Genomic DNA, 18,517 nt, shown 5'->3' on the forward strand with positions numbered 1-18,517 from the left:
GTTACCTGTATAGCCACCAGGCGGCGCTTTCCGGTACGCCACCACAGCGCGTATAAAGCCGCATCGCCGCCAAATTGCTGATTTGTGTTGCCACACGTAGCGTCGTCAGTCGCTGCGCCCTGGCCCAGTCAAGTGCCGCGCTAACCAGTCGTTTACCTGTTCCCTGCCCCGGCGTAAGCGCGGCCAGTAATCCTACCCGGGCGCTACCGTCATCCAGCCGACGCAGTGAAACAAATCCGGCAATTTCACCCGTCTCGTTCAGCGCCAGCAGGCATTGATGGTCATAGATGCCTCTAACGGCATTCTCAATCCAGCGCGCATAAAACCTTCCGCTATCTTCTGGTTTAAACCAGGGCTGGCGAAAACGGCTCTGTACAAACAGCTGTCCTGCAACGGCGCTCAGCGCAGGGATATTTTCACTACGCGCAATTTTTATGCCGTCAGGCCGGATGGCACAATCAGAGGAAAAGGCAAAATCCATTTCCCCCTCAACCAGTCGAAAACCGACATCACCCAGTGCATCCAGCTCTGCACTGCGCTCGGCAGAGACCTTCGCCTGTATCAGTTGGTAATCGTCCATCGGCAGCGCGGCCAGTGCAATATCTCCCTCCAACAACAAACGACCGCAGTGAAGGCCAAAAAATTCGCTTTCCCAGTTTAGCGGTTCAATACGAGCGGTAACGTGCATTGCATTTCCCATGCCGGCTTAACGCCAGATGCCCTTGGTGTCGATCAGACGTCGACTGGCGAGTGTCCCGACGTCCAGCCCACAGAACTCAGCATGGTCGACCAGCATAACCAGAATATCGGCGTTATCTATCGCCTGCTGGACGGTAACCAGCTCAGCACGCTCCTTTAACCCTGACGGCAGAGTGGCAATATTGGGTTCAACCACCATCATGGCGCCCTGATGCCAGCAAGCAATTTGCTCGGCTATAGTCATCGCCGGGCTTTCGCGCAAATCGTCAATATCGGGTTTAAAGGCCAGGCCAAAGCAGGCGATGGTTACCTCACTGGGCCGCTGATTGGTTTCAGTCAGGCAATCTGCCAACATTTTTTTAACCTGTTCAATGACCCAGGCAGGCTTACTGTTATTCACCTCACGAGCGGTGCGAATCAAACGCGCCTGCTGAGGGTTTTGGGCAACGATAAACCAGGGATCAATAGCTATACAATGGCCCCCCACACCCGGCCCTGGCTGTAAGATATTGACGCGCGGATGGCGGTTTGCCAGTTTGATGAGCTCCCATACGTTGATTTGCTGCTCGGCGCAAATCAGTGACAGCTCGTTGGCAAAAGCGATATTCACATCGCGAAAGCTATTTTCCGTAAGTTTGCACATCTCCGCCGTGCGTGCATTAGTGACGACGCATTCGCCTTCAATGATCAGATTATAAAGTTCGCAGGCACGCCGCGAGCAGGACGGCGTCATCCCGCCGATTACCCGATCGTTTTTGATAAGTTCTACCATCACCTTACCCGGAAGCACGCGTTCAGGGCAGTAAGCAATCATCACATCAGCCGCTTCACCCGCCTGCTGTGGAAAGCGCAGGTCAGGGCGGGCCTGTGCCAGCCAGTCGGCCATCTGCTCAGTCGTACCGACCGGTGAGGTCGACTCCAGCACCACCAGATCACCGGCCTTTAATACAGGAGCAATAGCGTTTGCCGCCGCCTTTACCGCACTGAGATCAGGCTGGTACCCGTCACGAAATGGGGTAGGTACAGCAATCATAAATGCATCAGCGGCAACCGGCTGTCCGACAGCCCTAAGTTTTCCGGCAGACACCGCATGCTGTACGATATTTTCGAGATCCGGCTCTACAATATGGACTGCACCGCGGTTAATAGTTTCAATAGTGTGCGGGTTGATATCAACGCCAACCACAGATATACCCCGAGCGGCATAAACAGCAGCGGTGGGCAATCCTATATAGCCCAATCCAATAACAGACAGGGTATTAAAATTCATACATGGACCCGACTTCCTTTCAAAAATTGAACGATACGTGGGCAAGCCCTGCCATCACCATATGGATTGTGCGCCCGGCTCATAGTCTGCCAGGCCTCTTCATCACTTAACAGCCGCGACGCTTCAGCCACGATCTTAGCGCTGTCAGTACCGACCAGACGGACAGTGCCGGCCTCCACGGCCTCGGGCCGCTCGGTATTTTCCCGCATGACCAAAACTGGTTTTCCTAATGAAGGCGCTTCTTCCTGGACGCCACCAGAGTCAGTCAGAATAAGTCTGGCGCGGTCCATCAACCAGACAAAAGGCAGATATTCCTGTGGTTCAATGAGGGTGATGTTATTAATACCGCGTAAAATACGGTTTACTGGCTCACTGACATTGGGATTCAGGTGAACCGGATAAACAATCTGGCAATCAGAGTGCAAGCGGGCGAGATCCTTCATAGCATGGCAAATTCGCTCAAACCCTCTACCAAAGCTCTCCCGGCGATGACCAGTTACCAACACCATTTTACGGTCGGCTTTAAGGAAGGGATAGCGGCTGGCTATCGTTTGGCTATGCTGTGAATTGCGCAAAATACCATCACGCACCCAGAACAGGGCATCGATGACTGTATTACCGGTGACCGCAATGTGTGACGGAGAAACGTTTTCCCGCAGCAAATTTTGCCGGGCATTCTCCGTGGGGGCAAAGTGCCATGAAGCCAAACGTCCGGTTAGTAGGCGGTTTCCCTCTTCGGGCCAGGGTGAAAGCCTATTTCCCGTACGTAACCCGGCTTCGACATGCCCAACCGGTATCTGATGATAAAATGCGGCAAGACTCGCCGCGAAAGTAGTTGTGGTATCACCATGAACCAGAACAATATCCGGCTGAAAGTCCGTAAGCACATCTCTCATACCATCAAGGATACGACGGGTTATATCCGTTAAGTCTTGTCCGGGACGCATGACATTCAGATCATAATCCGGTATCAGAGAAAATAAGCTGAGTACCTGATCCAGCATCTCACGGTGCTGTGCAGATACACACAGACGTGACTCGATATCAGCATCCTTCGCCAGCTGATGCACTAACGGCGCCATTTTTATCGCTTCTGGGCGAGTACCGAACACTGTTAGTACTTTCACAACATGTCCTTGGTTTATATGCAGATTTTACGCCTGCGAGCCAATGCCACACCCGCGCCTATCAAAGCGCCGACAACACCCCACATCGCGATTAAATAATTTCGCCTCGGGCTATCGCGGTTAACCGGATCTTCTGGCGTACGCAGATAACGCCAACAGCTGAAAGTTTTATCCAGTTGTGGGCCTGCGTTCAGCGTTGCCAGCAGTGCCTGATTTTGATCGTAACTTAACCCATAGCGAGGGCCGATAGCCTGTAGATTTTCCATTCTCGACTGCAGTAACGGGACGCCGAGCAAAAACATCTCTGAGTCCGGAACCTGATCCGGTAGAGTGGTGGTTTGCATAAGCTGTAGGTCTTGCTTACGGGCAATCGCCAGCGCCTGCCCGACGTTATAAAGCTCGCGCTCATATATCGCTTTGGCTACGGCCTGTTGTCGCTGAACTTCACTTTGCAATTGCATACGTCGCGCCTGCCAGGCTCCGTTCAACGTCCTGCGCAGATTATCCGTGGCACGCTGATTAGCAAAAGCAATATAGCTGCGCAGCAGCTGATTCGCCGCGCGGCTACTATCGGCCATCAAGCGGACGCTGTCTGCTATCCCCTTCGCCGGATCGGCAGGCTGATATTGAATATTGCTGATTAAGCGGTCAAGTATTTGACCATCATCGTTTGCATTGCCGGTTTTCTGCTGCTGATAGTAGCGGCTTTGTAACCAAAAATCGCGCCGGGTATCCCAGGAGGATAACTGCAAAATAAACTCTTTATACACATCGTCCACAATATTTTGTGGTGGTGAACTCCCGTCCTTATCTCGCCGGTTTGCCATATCGTTAATGAATTGCTGCTGGACATAATAATTTCCCAGCAATGTCATTCCCGGTCGATCGGTGACGGCAGTCGCGCTCCAGATCTGCCGGGCCAACAGTGAATATATCAGCGCAGCCAATGCCAGTATCAGAGCACCGCCGATAATCCAGCCTTTCCCGCGCCAGAGCGCACAGCAAAGTGCCCGCAAATCCAGAACGTTCTCTTCGGTTTCAACCTGTCGCATTACCTATCCTCATCGGCTTATCGGTAGCTGACGGCGCAAGCGCCTTTTTATTCGTTTAATTACGCGGGCCACTCGCCACGCACGCTTAATACAATAGCCATAAAAAATAAATACCAGCAGGAACAGCAGCAACATAAACCACTCTGGCACAAACCACAGACTTTCTCCCAGCACGCCAATGCCAGCCAGTAAAGCTGCCGCGAGGGTTATCAACACAAAAGCCTGGCGTGAACTAAAACCGGCCCGCATGATCAGATGATGGATATGCAGTCGATCGGCGGAGAAAGGACTCATACCTTTGCTAAGACGGCGATACATAATCGCCACCATATCCATAAGTGGGATCGCGATCAGCCAAAGGGCCGTGACCGGGGTTATTGGATGATTTTCGCCTTGGGTGGTTTCGAGCAATATCCAGATAATAGTGAATCCGATCAGCGTGCTGCCTGCATCGCCCATGAAAACTTTATATCGCTGCCCCATCATACCGAGGTTTAATAAAATATAGGGGATAATCGCGGCAATCATGCCGAGGCACCACATTGCCAGACTGTACTGTCCGCTGTGCAGCAAAATGATACCGAGCGCAAGAAAAGTAACACATGACAGACCACCAAGCAGGCCGTCAATACCATCGATCATATTAAACGCGTTAATACAGGCCCAGACAGCGAACAAAGTAAGCACATAGCCAAAAGGACCGACGATCATCTCCCATGGCCCGAAGATAAACCCCAGGCTAAGCAGATAAAGCTTACCTACAAACATCATCACCAGCGCGATAATAGCCTGTACAAACGCACGAATTTTTACGCTGATATCAAAGCGATCGTCCAGCGCTCCAACCAGCACCAACACGCCCGCGCAGCACAGATAAAGAGTTGCATTAGGGATATAAAGATTGTTAATGACAAAAGTGAAGCAGGTTCCGGCAAAGACAGAGATCCCACCGACCAGCGGGACTACCCCCTGATGGCGTTTACGGTAGTTTGGTTTATCGACCAGGCCAATTATCTTAGCGACTTTACGAGCGAAAAAAATAAATACCAATGTAGAAATAAAAACAACGGCAAGCTCGGTACTCATATTGAGTAAATTCACATTAACCTGCTCTCTGCTAAGAATCTTGCGCCATGATTATAGACAACGACTATATCGAAGGCATTCATCCAATTCTGGTTTCCATGACTCCATACCGGTAAAACAATAGAGAACCGGTTTATTTTCAGTAGGTATCCTATAGTCCATTAAACAAAAACGCCACGTTTGTACGTGGCGTTTTCCGAATTTCTTACAATAGCGGTCGGGGTGTAGGCATCCTGGCTGTTATGCCCCCACCCCATGTCATTGTCGCTTACAGGCAGAACGATTACGAGCGCTTCATCATGTCGAAAAATTCATCGTTGGTTTTGGTCATCGCCAACTTGTTGATGAGGAACTCCATCGCGTCGATTTCTCCCATCGGGTGGATAATCTTACGCAGGATCCACATCTTTTGAAGCTCTTCTTGTGTAGTAAGCAGCTCTTCTTTACGTGTTCCAGAACGATTATAATCAATTGCCGGGAATACACGTTTTTCAGCGATTTTACGTGAAAGGTGTAACTCCATGTTACCTGTCCCTTTAAACTCCTCGTAAATCACCTCATCCATCTTAGATCCGGTATCAATTAACGCTGTGGCGATAATCGTCAGGCTACCACCCTCTTCGACGTTACGGGCTGCGCCAAAGAAGCGCTTAGGACGATGCAGAGCGTTGGCATCAACACCACCAGTTAGTACCTTTCCGGATGCGGGAACAACGGTGTTATAAGCGCGTGCCAGGCGAGTAATTGAGTCAAGCAAGATAATCACGTCTTTCTTGTGCTCAACCAGACGTTTCGCCTTTTCAATAACCATTTCGGCGACCTGAACGTGACGAGAGGCTGGCTCATCAAAGGTCGATGCGACAACTTCACCTTTGACCAAGCGCTGCATCTCGGTCACTTCTTCCGGACGTTCATCAATGAGCAGAACCATCAGCACGCAGTCAGGATGGTTATAAGCGATACTCTGCGCGATGTTCTGTAACAGAATGGTTTTACCCGCTTTGGGGGGGGCAACGATCAGTCCGCGCTGACCACGGCCGATAGGTGATGCCAAATCCAGCACACGGGCGGTAAGATCTTCGGTTGAGCCGTTGCCACGTTCCATACGCAGTCGAGAATTAGCATGCAGTGGCGTTAAGTTTTCAAACAATATCTTACTGCGTGCGTTTTCCGGCTTATCGTAGTTAACCTCATTAACCTTCAACAGCGCAAAGTAACGCTCTCCCTCTTTCGGCGGGCGTATTTTTCCGGCAATGGTGTCACCTGTTCGAAGGTTAAAGCGGCGAATTTGGCTGGGGGAAACGTAGATATCATCAGGACCGGCGAGGTAGGAGCTGTCCGCAGAGCGGAGAAAACCAAATCCATCCTGCAATATCTCCAAAACGCCATCGCCAAAAATATCTTCGCCACTTTTCGCATGTTGCTTGAGAATGGCGAAGATGATGTCTTGCTTGCGCATGCGAGCCAGGTTTTCCAGCCCCATGTTCTCGCCGAGAGTAATCAGATCAGAAACCGGCGTATTTTTTAATTCGGTAAGATTCATAATGGTGGGTTCTTAAACTCGGGGTAAATCTCGAACTAATTATCGTGGATGTTATGGCAATAGGATCCATGCCTGTCTAATGACATGCTTTTTTTCCGGTCTGCCCTAAGATCTAATGCGCAGCATGTCGATCTGGTATGAGAAGACGGTGGAAAGCTTGCCGAAATCGATGGTACAAACCGTCAGGTTGCTGACGCGAAGTAAGCGAAAGGCCTGATAAAGCGTTCAACAAGAGATAATGCTTAGATTCAAACTACAGGTAAGCTCAGAATGCAGTGGAGGTAACATAGCATGCAAAAATTATGGCGTCCAGCAACTGTGAAAAAAAGCCACAATGCCGACGCCAGAATAATTCACAGGGTCTTTAGCTGAGGTTCGCGTCCAGGAACTCCTTCAGCTGACCTTTAGAAAGTGCACCAACTTTGGTCGCCGCCACTTCACCGTTTTTGAATAACAGCAGCGTAGGGATACCGCGAATGCCATATTTAGGCGCAGTTCCCGGGTTCTCATCGATATTCAACTTAGTAATGATCAATTTGTCCTGGTACTCTTCTGCAATCTCATCGAGAATGGGTGCAATCATTTTGCACGGGCCACACCATTCGGCCCAGAAATCTACCAGCGTGGGACGTTCAGCATTCAGAACGTCAGTATCAAAGCTGCTGTCAGTCAGATGAACGATTTTATCGCTGCTCATGTCTTACTCCACAAGATTAAACCTGGCTGGTTGGCGTAACATCTGCCAAATTAGGATAACTTTATTTCAACGGATACGCTTTCGTAAAGCAATAGTAAGCTGATATTCTAACACACTATGAGCAAAACACATTTAACAGAACAGAAGTTTTCCGACTTCGCCCTGAACCCGAAGGTGATTGAAGCCCTTGAAAATAAAGGCTTTCATAACTGCACACCTATTCAGGCTCTCGCACTTCCCCTTGCGCTAGTCGGGCGGGACGTTGCGGGTCAGGCGCAAACAGGAACGGGCAAAACGATGGCGTTTCTGACGTCAACGTTTCATCATCTTCTCTCCTCGCCAGCCGCTGAAGGTCGTCAGACCAATCAACCGCGAGCTTTAATTATGGCCCCAACGCGGGAACTGGCGGTACAAATTCATGCTGATGCCGAACCGCTGGCAAGGACTTCAGGATTAAAACTTGGTTTAGCTTACGGCGGCGATGGCTATGATAAGCAGCTCAAGGTACTGGAAAGCGGCGTTGACATTTTAATCGGCACTACCGGCCGTTTAATCGATTATGCAAAGCAAAATTACATCGACCTTGGCGCTATTCAGGTCGTGGTACTTGATGAAGCTGACCGCATGTTCGACCTCGGCTTTATCAAAGATATTCGCTGGCTATTCCGTCGCATGCCCTCAGCAGCTCAGCGCCTGAATATGCTGTTTTCCGCTACCCTTTCTTTCCGCGTGCGTGAACTGGCGTTTGAACATATGAATAACGCCGAATACGTTGAAGTAGAACCAGAGCAGAAAACTGGTCATCGAATAAAAGAAGAGCTTTTCTATCCTTCAAATGAAGAGAAAATGCGCTTGTTACAAACCCTGTTGGAAGAGGAATGGCCAGATCGGGCTATTATATTCGCCAACACCAAGCATCGCTGTGAAGATATCTGGGGTCACCTGGCTGCCGATGGTCATCGCGTTGGTTTGCTGACTGGTGACGTCGCACAGAAAAAACGTTTGCGCATCCTCGATGATTTCACTAAAGGCGATGTCGATATTCTGGTGGCAACCGATGTTGCAGCACGCGGCCTGCACATTCCTGCGGTAACGCATGTTTTCAACTACGACCTGCCAGATGATTGTGAAGACTACGTACACCGCATAGGACGTACTGGTCGTGCAGGTGCCAGCGGCCATTCGATTAGCCTTGCCTGCGAGGAATATGCACTCAACCTACCGGCCATCGAAGAGTATATTGGTCACAGCATTCCCGTCAGTCGTTACAACAGCGATTCGCTGATGGTGGATTTGCCACCAGCAAAACGATTGAGCCGAAGCCGCCCTGGTGGCACCGGGTCGCGACGCAGCGGTGGTAACAATCGCCGTAGTGGCGCGCCGCGTAATAATCGCAAACGCTCAGGTTAACGGTTCCATGCTCAGCAACTCATCTCTTTATGCAGCGATTGATCTGGGCTCAAACAGCTTTCACATGTTGGTGGTGCGGGAAGTCTCCGGCACCATCCAGACAATCGCGCGCATTAAGAGAAAGGTGCGCCTCGCTGCCGGACTTAACCACAGCAGTTATCAACTCTCTGATGAAGCAATGAACCGTGGATGGCAATGCCTGCATCTGTTTTCAGAGCAGTTGCAAGATATTCCTCCCCAGCAAATTCGCGTGGTCGCAACCGCGACATTACGTATTGCCACCAATGGAGAAATCTTCCTTAAAAAAGCGCAACAGATTCTTGGCTGTGCCGTGAGCGTGATTAGCGGCGAGGAAGAAGCCCGGCTTATTTATCACGGGGTAGCCCATACAACCGGCGGATCGGATAAACGTCTGGTTGTCGATATCGGTGGCGGCAGCACTGAACTGATTACCGGATCGGGTGCTCAGACAACCTCGTTATTCAGCCTCTCAATGGGCTGTGTAACCTGGCTGGAACGCTTTTTTTCTGACCGGTGCCTGGGGCAACACAATTTTGAGCAGGCTGAGCAGGCAGCCCGGGCAATGTTACGTCCGGTTGCTGATACACTACGCCAACAAGGCTGGGAAACCTGCGTCGGCGCCTCGGGAACCGTACAGGCATTGCAGGAAATAATGGTAACACAGGGTATGGATGAACTTATCACCTTGAGCAAGCTGCAACAGCTCAAGCAGCGTGCCATTCAGTGCGATAAGCTGGAAGAGCTGGAGATCGAGGGACTGACGCTGGAGCGTGCGCTGGTCTTTCCCAGTGGCCTGTCAATTCTGATTGCCATTTTCAAAGAGCTGCAAATTAATGCTATGACTCTGGCGGGCGGTGCACTGCGCGAGGGCTTAGTCTATGGCATGATGCACTTACCGGTCGATCGTGACGTCAGACTACGCACCCTGCACAGCGTGCAGCGGCGGTTTAATATAGACGTGGCTCAGGCGGAACGCGTTCGACAGCTAGCGCTCGATTTTATGCAACAAGTCAGTCAAAGCTGGGAGCTGGATGAGCGCTGTAGGCTGTTACTGGAAAGCGCCTGCCTTGCTCATGAAATTGGCTTGAGTGTTGATTTTAAACAGGCCCCCCAGCACGCCGCCTATCTCATACGCCATCTCGATCTTCCTGGCTTCACCCCCGCCCAAAAAAATCTTTTAGCTACCCTGCTGCAAAACCAGAGCGGTAATATCGATCTCGCGCAACTCAGCCAACAAAATGCCATTCCGCTGCAACTGGCGGAGCGGCTTTGTCGTCTGTTACGCCTGGCCTTAATCTTTGCCAGTCGCCGCCGCGCTGACGCTCTGCCAGATGTCCGCCTGCAGGCAGATAACGATGTACTACAACTGAGCCTCCCGGTCGGCTGGCTGGAAACCCACCCACTGCGCAAAGCGCTTTTGGATCAGGAAAGTCATTACCAGTCTTATGTGCACTGGCCACTCATCATCGCCTGAAGCGTAAACGTCCACCAGGCGTATCCGCCGGTACTTCGGTAAAATCTGATTTGCGCCTGAGTGCGCATAATTTACTTTTTTTGATGCTGCTTGCTCCCTGTAGTCGTAGCGATTATTAGGGGGTAATTAATGGCCATGACTCGGGAACAACGGCTTTCATTAAGGGGATGGTTATTCTGATGATGCTGTTTCACCCTCCCTTTGCTTTCCCGGACCGCATCGATCCCAGCATCATTTTTATCCCCCTTAGCCAACAAATACATTTTGAATCAAACATCGCCCATTACTGCAAAATTTGTGTGCCTGTCTTCCTGTTTCTGTCCGGCTACAGTTTTACACTCAGCCAGCGCAAAGGGCCGAAAGATCTGAGCAAAAAGGCCAGGCCTGGCTGGTCGCGCTGGTGTTTGTACCTGGCGGCAAGTTTTTTTAATCATGACGGGCGTTATACCCTGAGCCTGCAATCGCTTCTGCTAAATCTAACCGGACTGGACACAAGCTGGAATCTGGAGTGGTGGTTTCTCTTTTTGTACGTGGCCTACCTGTTTTCTTATCCGTTGATACTGAAAGTTCCGCCGCTGCCGCTGCAGACAATCTCGCTGGTTGCCACATTTATGGGTACCCGCTTGTACTGGCACAATTTCAAGGCCTGGTATATCAAGGACGTTATCGCTTTCCTAATCTGGATATTACCGTTGACCAGCGGCCTGATGTTGGGCCGGCATGGTATGCAGATTCATACCTGGCTGGAGCGACACGGCATCACTCACCGGCTGCTGACACCACTGTGCGTTGCCGGGGTTTTTGTTATTGGCTACAGCCTCACCAAATACTTTTTTGTCTCGCTTTGTCTGATCGTACCGCTGCTGGCCCATTGTCTGATTCAGCTGCACAACGTTGTGCCACAGGCCCTGCGAAAAATAGCTTACTCACTTGGAGAGCGTTATGGATTCATGTGGTTAACCCACTCATTATTGTTATGACTTTATTCAAGGGCTGGTGTATTCCCCACACTATACGCTGGCAATTTATGCACTGCTGATCGCTCTGAGCTGTATTACCAGCGTGCTGCTGAGCGGTCTTTTCGAGGGTATAAAAAGGTTCGTCAGTTCCGCCCCCCCCCCCGTTCGGAAGCGGCCTGACTCGCTGGATTTTTCGCCAGAAAACCACGAAAATTAAACGCAATCTACAAATACTGAGCCAGCGAATAATTGGCCGGTTTACTCAGAGTGGTTACGCCGGGCGGGCATCATGCGCCGCAAGGTGTTGTCTTTTATGAAATAGTGATGAAGCAGTGCCGCTGCCGCGTGCAAACCGATCAGCCAGTAGCCAGCAGATGCCAGCGTTTCGTGCCAGTCAATGAGATCGCCGGCGATATCACCATCGCCAGGAACGGCGGTCGGCATCGCAATACCAAACAATGCCCAGTGGGTACCGCGTAGATAACGCGAAATTAATCCAAGCACCGGCAGAGCGATGAATATCAGATAGATCAGCCAGTGCATCAGCTTAGCCAGCCAGACCTGCCAGGCTGGCGGAGGTGGGATAATCGCCGGCGAAGGATGTTTCAGGCGCAGCAATATTCGGCATGACATTAGCATCAGCACCGCTGCACCGCAGCCAAAGTGGGTGCTAATCATTGCCGCACGCAAAGTTGTACCGCGATCAGCATAGCCACGAAGTTCAATAGTGGCATAGGCAATAGCAATAAGTATAAAAACCAGCCAGTGCAACGTAATTTGTGACGGCGCAAACTTGCTTTTCATACACGACCTTTAAAAGATAAAGAAGAAATAACCCGCAGTATTATGTTATCCGGCACCAGACAATATTCTCGTTAGCGCATACCGCCTGGCTAGTTATCCCGTCTCCCTGCTCGCTGACAGGGAAAGCCACCAGCCCGCTTCAGATTGAAACTGCCCTGAGCATTAATCGAAAAGGATGTTCAGGCAGCGGCAATGCTTTAAAAAATCGCGCGGTTAATCACCAAGCGTACCTTGCCCGATTTCTGCTTTGCCTAAGCAAACATCGCTTTAACTTGCGCTGATTCTGCCACATAGCCCTGAAAAATTATCGTTCTACGCCATAGTCGTGATTTTTTGCTTGGCGTTAATCACTTATGCCCGCCTGATTACTTGCATAGCTTACCAGTACGTCGACGTTCACCTCAGCCATTTCGATAGAGATTGCGGCACCTCTTCCACGCAAAACACCGGTAACTATTACAACTTACTCATCGGAAGCTTACGGGATTCATCCAGGTATATCTGGCCCGCCACAAAGAACCAAAACGTGGCCCGTTCGGCAAAGATATTTCGCAGTCAGCTACATTTCCAGCATTACCGGTCTGGCGATGCCACACATATTTTATTATGGAAAATTCAGCGGATGGTTTCACTGCTTTATCCGCAACAGGCGGCTATAACTTTATGGTTGCGGTATTCAATTAACTGGGCCAGCACCTGCATGACACCGAACTTTCCCCATCGGAAGGGGCAATTAGGACATGGCGCCGGGGGGAACGTGTTTAAAGGTTTCAACATAGCAATGAAAGATATATCTGAAGAATTTGCGCATTCCGTTTCATCCGATAAAAAGAAGTTTAAAAGCGTCAAAAATATACACTCACGAATCTTACCCGGCAATTTTTTTGAAGTCAGTCACATTTTCATGCTATCTGGCGTCTGGCATTGGGGATAGAGTGATCAAAATATCTCAAAAGGGCGTGACGAGCAGGTCAGGTCACTGCCCGACCAAATTCATATATACTCAGTGCAAACTCATTGGCACTTTAGCCTGACAAGCAATGGCGATTCGGAGGCTGGATTGCGCGTTACCCGCTCCCTGACGATTAAACAAATGGCAATGGTTTCAACGGTCACGCTGATCATCGTAAGCCTGTTTATTTTGCTCCAACTTTTCCACTTTGTGCAGCAGCGCAGGCTTGACTACGCCCAGCAGATGGAAAGTGTGGCCCTTACTATTCGTCAGCCATTGTCTGAAGCTGTACTGAAAGCGGATATCCCCTTGGTTGAGCGTCTTTTGGCGACGCTTAAACTCTCAGGCGTGATCGCTCGCGCCGATATTGTTCTTCCTGACAATATTCACGCACTGCACAATGAATTTATATTAGAAAAACCGGTGCCAGCGCTGGTATCCCACCTGTTTGAGTTACCCGTGAGCATCAGAATTCCGCTCTATTCCCCTGAGCGGGCGATGCGAGGACCGCTGGCACTCCTGGTGTTGCAGGCTGATTCAGCACGGATATACCAGTTTATTCGGGTCACTGTCGCCACGATGCTGATTGCCTATCTGCTACTGGCGCTGATGCTGACCGTGGCGATCAGCTGGTGCATAAACCGGCTCGTGATAAGACCAGTGCGCCACCTTGCACTTGCGCTTAAAACGCTGGCACCAGAGGATCTGATTGCTCACCAGCTGCCTCTACTCGTCGGACACCGTGATGATGAGCTTGGCCAGCTGATCATGGCTTACAATCATAATCAGCAAACGCTGGGCAGCATTTATAATGAAATGTATTGCAAGGCGTCAGGCTTCGCTCTGCCAAGCTTACCGAATGAAGCACTTTTTCTGGCACTGATCGAGCAACACTCAAAATCGGTAGAAAATGCCGCCCCCCTCGCCGTCATCGTGCTCAGGGTAGAAACATTGCAGGAAACTCATACTCTCGTTACCGACGATCAGCGCAATATACTGCTAATAACGCTGGTTAATCGCATTCGCGACTGCATTGACGCGTCCTGCGTGCTGGCTCAGATCAACCACAGTGATTTTGCTTTGCTGATCACGCGTGACAGTCATATTTTTCGCACCATGCGACTTGCCCGTAAAATGACACGGAAGCTGACTCAGCCGGTGACCCTCGGACAATTTCAATTACACCCGGAAACCAGTATGGGTATTTCTCTGCATGAAAAAGAGACGCCGCATGCCAAAGAGCTGCTGAACCGTGCATCATCAGCGATGATGTCTGCCCATTATCATGGCAAGAATCAGATAAATGTTTTTCGGACAGGTAATGGCGATGGGTAAGCAGCCTGGCCTGACTCAGGTCCGTGACGTTATGCAAGGGAGGGAACAAGAAAGCTGTGTGCTATTTTTGCATCCGCAGGTAGACATGAATAGCGACAGACTGGCATGTTGGGTGCTAAAGAAATCATGCCGGCTGCTGGCTGACTGGCAAAATGCGGTATAGACCTGTCATTAAGCATCAATCTGTCAGCCAAGCAACTGTGAGAGGAGACAATGGGCAGCTATCTGCAGGACCTGCTCAGTCAATAAGATATAAAATCCGGTAGTCTGATGCTGGAGCTTACGGGGGCCGCTCAGTTCGGTGAGCCTGACCAGATGCTATGCACTCCCTGAAACGGGAATGACACTGGCGCTGAATGATTTGACATAGGGCATATTAACCTCCATTGGCTGCATCATTTAGAAAACTTACCGGCCAGTAAGCTAGAAATGGATCGGCGTCTTGTCGCAGGGCTACCGGAAGAGGACGCCGTTGTACGCATGGTGGCCACTATCGCCGAAATAGTCGCATTGACGTCGTGGCAGACGGTGTCAAACGCAGAGGCAGCGTGACGGATTACTTGTACGCGGCATCACTACCGGCCAGGGTTCCTTTTATTCGGAATCGCGACCAATCAACAGCTTCACGGAACGTTTTTTTACCCACGCAGACCAGCGAATTACTGCGCTGACTCCAGTTACATAACTTTCAAAGCACCGGAAAAATCTGAAGCTGAAGTGATTCAGCTCTTAAAAAGACATGTCGGGACGTTCAGGAATAAGCCTGAGTGTATCAATAATGTTACATAAATGTTACTTTCGCACTGTCTTACACAATTATTACAGCGGCTGTATCGCTCTCTACTTTTACTGGACATCAGCTTATGAAAACCTCCTTGTTAAAAAGTCTCTACTTTCAGGTTCTCATGGCTATCGCCATTGGGGTACTACTGGGCCATTTCTACCCCGATCTGGGCACGCAGATGAAACCGCTCGGCGATGCCTTCGTGAAGCTAATTAAAATGATCATCGCCCCGGTTATCTTTTGTACCGTGGTAACCGGTATCGCAGGAATGGAAAGTATGAAAGCCGTGGGCCGTACCGGTGCGGTAGCCCTGCTCTATTTTGAAATTGTCAGTACCGTCGCATTGATCATTGGTTTGATTATCGTCAATCTGCTACAACCCGGCATAGGCATGAACGTAGACCCCGCGTCGCTTGATGCCCATGCGGTAGCAACCTACGCTGCGCAAGCTAAACAACAGGGCATCATACCCTTTCTGTTAGATGTTATTCCGGCCAGCGTAGTCGGCTCCTTTGCCAGTGGTAATATTTTGCAGGTACTGCTGTTCGCTATCTTGTTTGGCTTCGCCCTGCACCGCCTCGGTAAAAAAGGGGCGTTAATTTTCAACGTTATTGAAAACTTCTCCCAGGTGATCTTTGGCATCATTAATATGATCATGCGTCTGGCACCGCTGGGCGCTTTCGGTGCGATGGCTTTTACCATCGGTAAATATGGCGTCGGCTCGCTGGTGCAGCTTGGTCAACTGATCCTTTGCTTCTACCTCACCTGCATTCTGTTTGTGGTGCTGGTGCTGGGCGCGATCGCCAGGATGACGGGCTTCAATATCTTTAAGTTCATCCGTTATATCAAAGAAGAGCTACTGATTGTGCTGGGAACATCCTCATCTGAATCAGTGCTGCCACGCATGCTGGACAAGATGGAAAAGCTGGGTTGTAAGAAATCAGTAGTTGGTCTGGTAATTCCCACCGGTTACTCTTTTAACCTCGACGGCACCTCTATCTATCTGACTATGGCAGCGGTATTTATTGCCCAGGCCACGAACAGCCATATGGATATCTGGCATCAGATTACGCTGCTGATCGTCTTATTACTCTCCTCTAAAGGTGCCGCTGGCGTTACCGGAAGCGGCTTTATTGTGCTGGCTGCCACTCTCTCTGCGGTAGGGCATCTGCCGGTTGCCGGTCTGGCGCTAATTCTGGGCATCGACCGCTTTATGTCAGAAGCTCGCGCACTCACTAATCTTGTCGGCAACGGCGTCGCCACCATTGTGGTGGCTAAATGGGTCGATCAACTGGATGAGCGCCAGTTAAACGCGGCCTTGTCTGCAGGCAGTGAAAACAGCAAATTCAGCGAACCGCAAAGTTAACTCCGTATTCATATGTTAAAATTCGCTTTAATGCTCGCTGCTACTTACTCCTCCAGCGAGCATTTGCATTATAATTCCATTTATTCTCTAAACATCGCGTGACACTGACGCAGTTGCATGGTCAAACAGATCTGCTGATAAAAAAATCAATGGCTATATCAAATTAGTAACAACCTGTATTCTGATCGGAAAGCGCCAGCTTTTGTTTCTTTTTTTGATTGAGATTGAGTAGGGGTTCACATGCAGGGTTCAAGGATCTGTCTTTTGGTAGGCGGTATCGTTTTGGCAGCATCCACCAGTATTGCGCAAGCAGACACACTCCAACCTGACCCTGCCTGGCAGCAGGGAAAACTGAATAACGGTTTTCACTGGCAAATACTGTCTACACCTCAGCGTCCCAGTGATCGTATTGAGCTACGTTTGATAGTGAATACCGGATCGCTGGTAGAAAATATCCGGCAGACCGGTTATACCCATCTACTGTCGCGTATGGCGCTAACCCATAATGCCGCCCTTGACCCTATCCAGCAGCGCGAGCTTTGGCAGCAGGGTATGAACCCTAATCAGGCTCTCGCTCCGGCGATTACTTCCTATGAATTTACGCAATACAACCTCAGCCTGCCAAACAATCGTCCGGATTTGCTTAAAGACGCGTTGAGCTGGCTTGCCGCTACGGCGGGTAAAATGGATATCAGCGAAGAGGTCGTCAACAGCGCACTCGGGGCCGATGATCCCATCGCCACCTGGCCGGCGAATCCTATGAGTCCCTGGTGGCGCTATCGTACGAAAGGCTCGGCGCTGTTAGGGCACGATCCCGCCGCTCACGTGACGATGCCGGTCGATATCGATCAGCTAAAGCATTTCTATCAGCAATGGTATACACCGGATGCAATGACGCTGTTTGTGGTGGGAAACGTTGAAGGACGCAGCCTTTCTGAGCAGATTGGCAAATACTTTTCCTCGCTGACCGGCAGACGGCAGACGCCAGCCCCGATACCGACCCTGCCACCGCTATCGCTCCAGCCGGTTAATCTGGTGAATAACAGTCTGAGCCAGGATCGCCTGGCGCTCATCTGGGATTCGGCCTGGCTGCCAATTCAGGGCGAGCAAAGTATGCGGCATTACTGGCTGAGTGATCTGGCGCGCGAGGCGTTATTCTGGCACGTTCAGCGCGTGCTGAGTGAAAACAAAACTCAAGGTGTACAAATTGGTTTTGACTGCCGCGTACTTTATCAGCGCGCTCAGTGCGCCATTAATATGGATTCTGATGCCGCCACGCTAAATAAAAACCTTGAGTTGATCGCCCGTGAACTGGCTAATGTTCGTGATAACGGTTTGCCACAAAGCGAATTTGATGCGCTGATAGCGCAGAAAAACGCCGAGCTTAACAAGCTATTTGCTACCTACGCCCGAATCGACACCAGTGTACTTATGGGTCAGCGTCTGCGCTCGCAGCAAAATGCTGTGGTGGATATTGCGCCAGAGCAGTATCAAAAGCTACGGCGCCGCTTCCTCTCAGACCTGAAGCTGCCAATGATGAACCAGGAGTTACGCCAACAACTTTCGCAGGAACTCACGCTGATGTTGATGCAACCTCAGGGCGAACCTGAAGCGAATATGCGCGAGCTACAGAGCAACTGGACGAAAATTATGGCACCGGCGGCCAGTACCATTGGCAGCGAGGACGGCAAAACTGAGGTTTTGGCTAACCCTCAATCTACCCAGTAACCCTTGCTGTCAATGGCGGCACTAGCGGGGCAAAGCACGGAGACTCTGCGGTTTACCCTGACCGCCTTGCTGCACAACGTGCCGGGTCGACTCGTTGCATGAACCCAGCTATACCGTACTTAGCATCCAAGCCTGAACCATTCACCACAATCATCCGTCACGGAAGTTAAGATAAATTATCGTAGAAATCTGCGGGATAGCCGCCGCTAT

At 50.5% G+C, this 18,517-nt stretch carries 17 protein-coding genes; 9 read left to right on the plus strand and 8 right to left on the minus strand.

All coding sequences use genetic code 11. The annotated features are described in order from the left end of the window. Position 1: 1 nt before the first annotated feature. The 7 genes from rffC to trxA form a co-directional block, all read right to left on the minus strand. A complete protein-coding gene (gene rffC, locus BM191_RS12630) occupies positions 2-688 on the minus strand; it encodes a dTDP-4-amino-4,6-dideoxy-D-galactose acyltransferase (protein ID WP_092878719.1) in 687 nt (228 codons plus the stop codon). Between the two features lie 18 nt (positions 689-706). Continuing rightward, positions 707-1,969 carry a UDP-N-acetyl-D-mannosamine dehydrogenase gene (gene wecC / locus BM191_RS12635; RefSeq protein WP_092878721.1) on the minus strand — a complete coding sequence of 421 codons (1,263 nt, stop codon included), beginning with the start codon at positions 1,967-1,969 and terminating at the stop codon, positions 707-709. Beyond that, complete coding sequence (wecB, locus tag BM191_RS12640) at positions 1,966-3,096, minus strand: non-hydrolyzing UDP-N-acetylglucosamine 2-epimerase (RefSeq protein WP_092878723.1); 1,131 nt, start codon at positions 3,094-3,096, stop codon at positions 1,966-1,968. The genes wecC and wecB overlap by 4 nt, the downstream gene beginning before the upstream one ends. A 14-nt stretch (positions 3,097-3,110) precedes the next feature. Continuing rightward, the gene (gene wzzE, locus BM191_RS12645) at positions 3,111-4,148 is read right to left on the minus strand and encodes an ECA polysaccharide chain length modulation protein (protein ID WP_092878725.1); all 1,038 of its coding nucleotides are present in this window, start codon (positions 4,146-4,148) and stop codon (positions 3,111-3,113) included. 9 nt (positions 4,149-4,157) lie between these two features. Then, positions 4,158-5,249, minus strand: a complete 1,092-nt coding sequence (wecA, locus tag BM191_RS12650; protein WP_092878727.1) for a UDP-N-acetylglucosamine--undecaprenyl-phosphate N-acetylglucosaminephosphotransferase — start codon at positions 5,247-5,249, stop codon at positions 4,158-4,160. Between the two features lie 268 nt (positions 5,250-5,517). Beyond that, complete coding sequence (gene rho / locus BM191_RS12655) at positions 5,518-6,777, minus strand: transcription termination factor Rho (protein ID WP_092878729.1); 1,260 nt, start codon at positions 6,775-6,777, stop codon at positions 5,518-5,520. Between the two features lie 364 nt (positions 6,778-7,141). Beyond that, the gene (gene trxA, locus BM191_RS12660; protein WP_092878731.1) at positions 7,142-7,474 is read right to left on the minus strand and encodes a thioredoxin TrxA; all 333 of its coding nucleotides are present in this window, start codon (positions 7,472-7,474) and stop codon (positions 7,142-7,144) included. 117 nt (positions 7,475-7,591) lie between these two features. On the opposite strand from trxA, the gene rhlB reads away from it, so the two are divergent. From rhlB to BM191_RS12675, 3 genes are all read left to right on the plus strand, one after another. Continuing rightward, a complete protein-coding gene (gene rhlB / locus BM191_RS12665; RefSeq protein WP_092878733.1) occupies positions 7,592-8,884 on the plus strand; it encodes an ATP-dependent RNA helicase RhlB in 1,293 nt (430 codons plus the stop codon). 7 nt (positions 8,885-8,891) lie between these two features. Next, a complete protein-coding gene (gene gppA / locus BM191_RS12670; RefSeq protein WP_092878735.1) occupies positions 8,892-10,379 on the plus strand; it encodes a guanosine-5'-triphosphate,3'-diphosphate diphosphatase in 1,488 nt (495 codons plus the stop codon). Between the two features lie 179 nt (positions 10,380-10,558). Further along, positions 10,559-11,359 carry an acyltransferase family protein gene (locus BM191_RS12675; RefSeq protein WP_143088828.1) on the plus strand — a complete coding sequence of 267 codons (801 nt, stop codon included), beginning with the start codon at positions 10,559-10,561 and terminating at the stop codon, positions 11,357-11,359. 237 nt (positions 11,360-11,596) lie between these two features. On the opposite strand, the gene cybB is transcribed toward BM191_RS12675, so the two are convergent. Further along, positions 11,597-12,142 (minus strand): cytochrome b561, encoded by a 546-nt coding sequence (gene cybB / locus BM191_RS12685; RefSeq protein WP_092878741.1) that lies wholly within the window; start codon positions 12,140-12,142, stop codon positions 11,597-11,599. 526 nt (positions 12,143-12,668) lie between these two features. On the opposite strand from cybB, the gene BM191_RS17645 reads away from it, so the two are divergent. The 6 genes from BM191_RS17645 to BM191_RS12705 all read left to right on the plus strand — a co-directional run bounded on the left by BM191_RS17645 (position 12,669) and on the right by BM191_RS12705 (position 18,307). Further along, positions 12,669-13,076, plus strand: coding sequence for a hypothetical protein (locus BM191_RS17645; RefSeq protein ID WP_092878743.1), 408 nt, complete (start codon positions 12,669-12,671; stop codon positions 13,074-13,076). Positions 13,077-13,202: 126 nt separating this feature from the next. Further along, positions 13,203-14,429, plus strand: coding sequence for a diguanylate cyclase domain-containing protein (locus BM191_RS17450; protein WP_329957246.1), 1,227 nt, complete (start codon positions 13,203-13,205; stop codon positions 14,427-14,429). Continuing rightward, a complete protein-coding gene (locus BM191_RS17455) occupies positions 14,422-14,592 on the plus strand; it encodes a hypothetical protein (protein ID WP_329957247.1) in 171 nt (56 codons plus the stop codon). Before BM191_RS17450 ends, BM191_RS17455 begins: the two co-directional genes overlap by 8 nt. Before the next feature lie 266 nt (positions 14,593-14,858). After that, positions 14,859-14,981 (plus strand): hypothetical protein, encoded by a 123-nt coding sequence (locus BM191_RS17460; RefSeq protein ID WP_329957248.1) that lies wholly within the window; start codon positions 14,859-14,861, stop codon positions 14,979-14,981. 311 nt (positions 14,982-15,292) lie between these two features. Further along, a complete protein-coding gene (locus BM191_RS12700; RefSeq protein WP_092878745.1) occupies positions 15,293-16,579 on the plus strand; it encodes a dicarboxylate/amino acid:cation symporter in 1,287 nt (428 codons plus the stop codon). A gap of 240 nt (positions 16,580-16,819) precedes the next feature. Beyond that, positions 16,820-18,307 carry a M16 family metallopeptidase gene (locus BM191_RS12705; protein WP_092878747.1) on the plus strand — a complete coding sequence of 496 codons (1,488 nt, stop codon included), beginning with the start codon at positions 16,820-16,822 and terminating at the stop codon, positions 18,305-18,307. Positions 18,308-18,517: the final 210 nt, after the last annotated feature.

This window comes from Izhakiella capsodis (assembly GCF_900115045.1).
GTDB classification, from domain to species: domain Bacteria; phylum Pseudomonadota; class Gammaproteobacteria; order Enterobacterales; family Enterobacteriaceae; genus Izhakiella; species Izhakiella capsodis.

Coding starts and splice junctions, on each gene's coding strand:
- BM191_RS12675 (WP_143088828.1), top strand. CDS start 10,559: ATGATGCTGTTTCACCCTCCCTTTGCTTTCCCGGACCGCATCGATCCC.
- trxA (WP_092878731.1), bottom strand. CDS start 7,474: ATGAGCAGCGATAAAATCGTTCATCTGACTGACAGCAGCTTTGATACT.
- rhlB (WP_092878733.1), top strand. CDS start 7,592: ATGAGCAAAACACATTTAACAGAACAGAAGTTTTCCGACTTCGCCCTG.
- gppA (WP_092878735.1), top strand. CDS start 8,892: ATGCTCAGCAACTCATCTCTTTATGCAGCGATTGATCTGGGCTCAAAC.
- wecC (WP_092878721.1), bottom strand. CDS start 1,969: ATGAATTTTAATACCCTGTCTGTTATTGGATTGGGCTATATAGGATTG.
- BM191_RS17455 (WP_329957247.1), top strand. CDS start 14,422: ATGGGTAAGCAGCCTGGCCTGACTCAGGTCCGTGACGTTATGCAAGGG.
- BM191_RS12700 (WP_092878745.1), top strand. CDS start 15,293: ATGAAAACCTCCTTGTTAAAAAGTCTCTACTTTCAGGTTCTCATGGCT.
- rho (WP_092878729.1), bottom strand. CDS start 6,777: ATGAATCTTACCGAATTAAAAAATACGCCGGTTTCTGATCTGATTACT.
- BM191_RS17460 (WP_329957248.1), top strand. CDS start 14,859: ATGGATCGGCGTCTTGTCGCAGGGCTACCGGAAGAGGACGCCGTTGTA.
- BM191_RS12705 (WP_092878747.1), top strand. CDS start 16,820: ATGCAGGGTTCAAGGATCTGTCTTTTGGTAGGCGGTATCGTTTTGGCA.
- cybB (WP_092878741.1), bottom strand. CDS start 12,142: ATGAAAAGCAAGTTTGCGCCGTCACAAATTACGTTGCACTGGCTGGTT.
- wzzE (WP_092878725.1), bottom strand. CDS start 4,148: ATGCGACAGGTTGAAACCGAAGAGAACGTTCTGGATTTGCGGGCACTT.
- rffC (WP_092878719.1), bottom strand. CDS start 688: ATGCACGTTACCGCTCGTATTGAACCGCTAAACTGGGAAAGCGAATTT.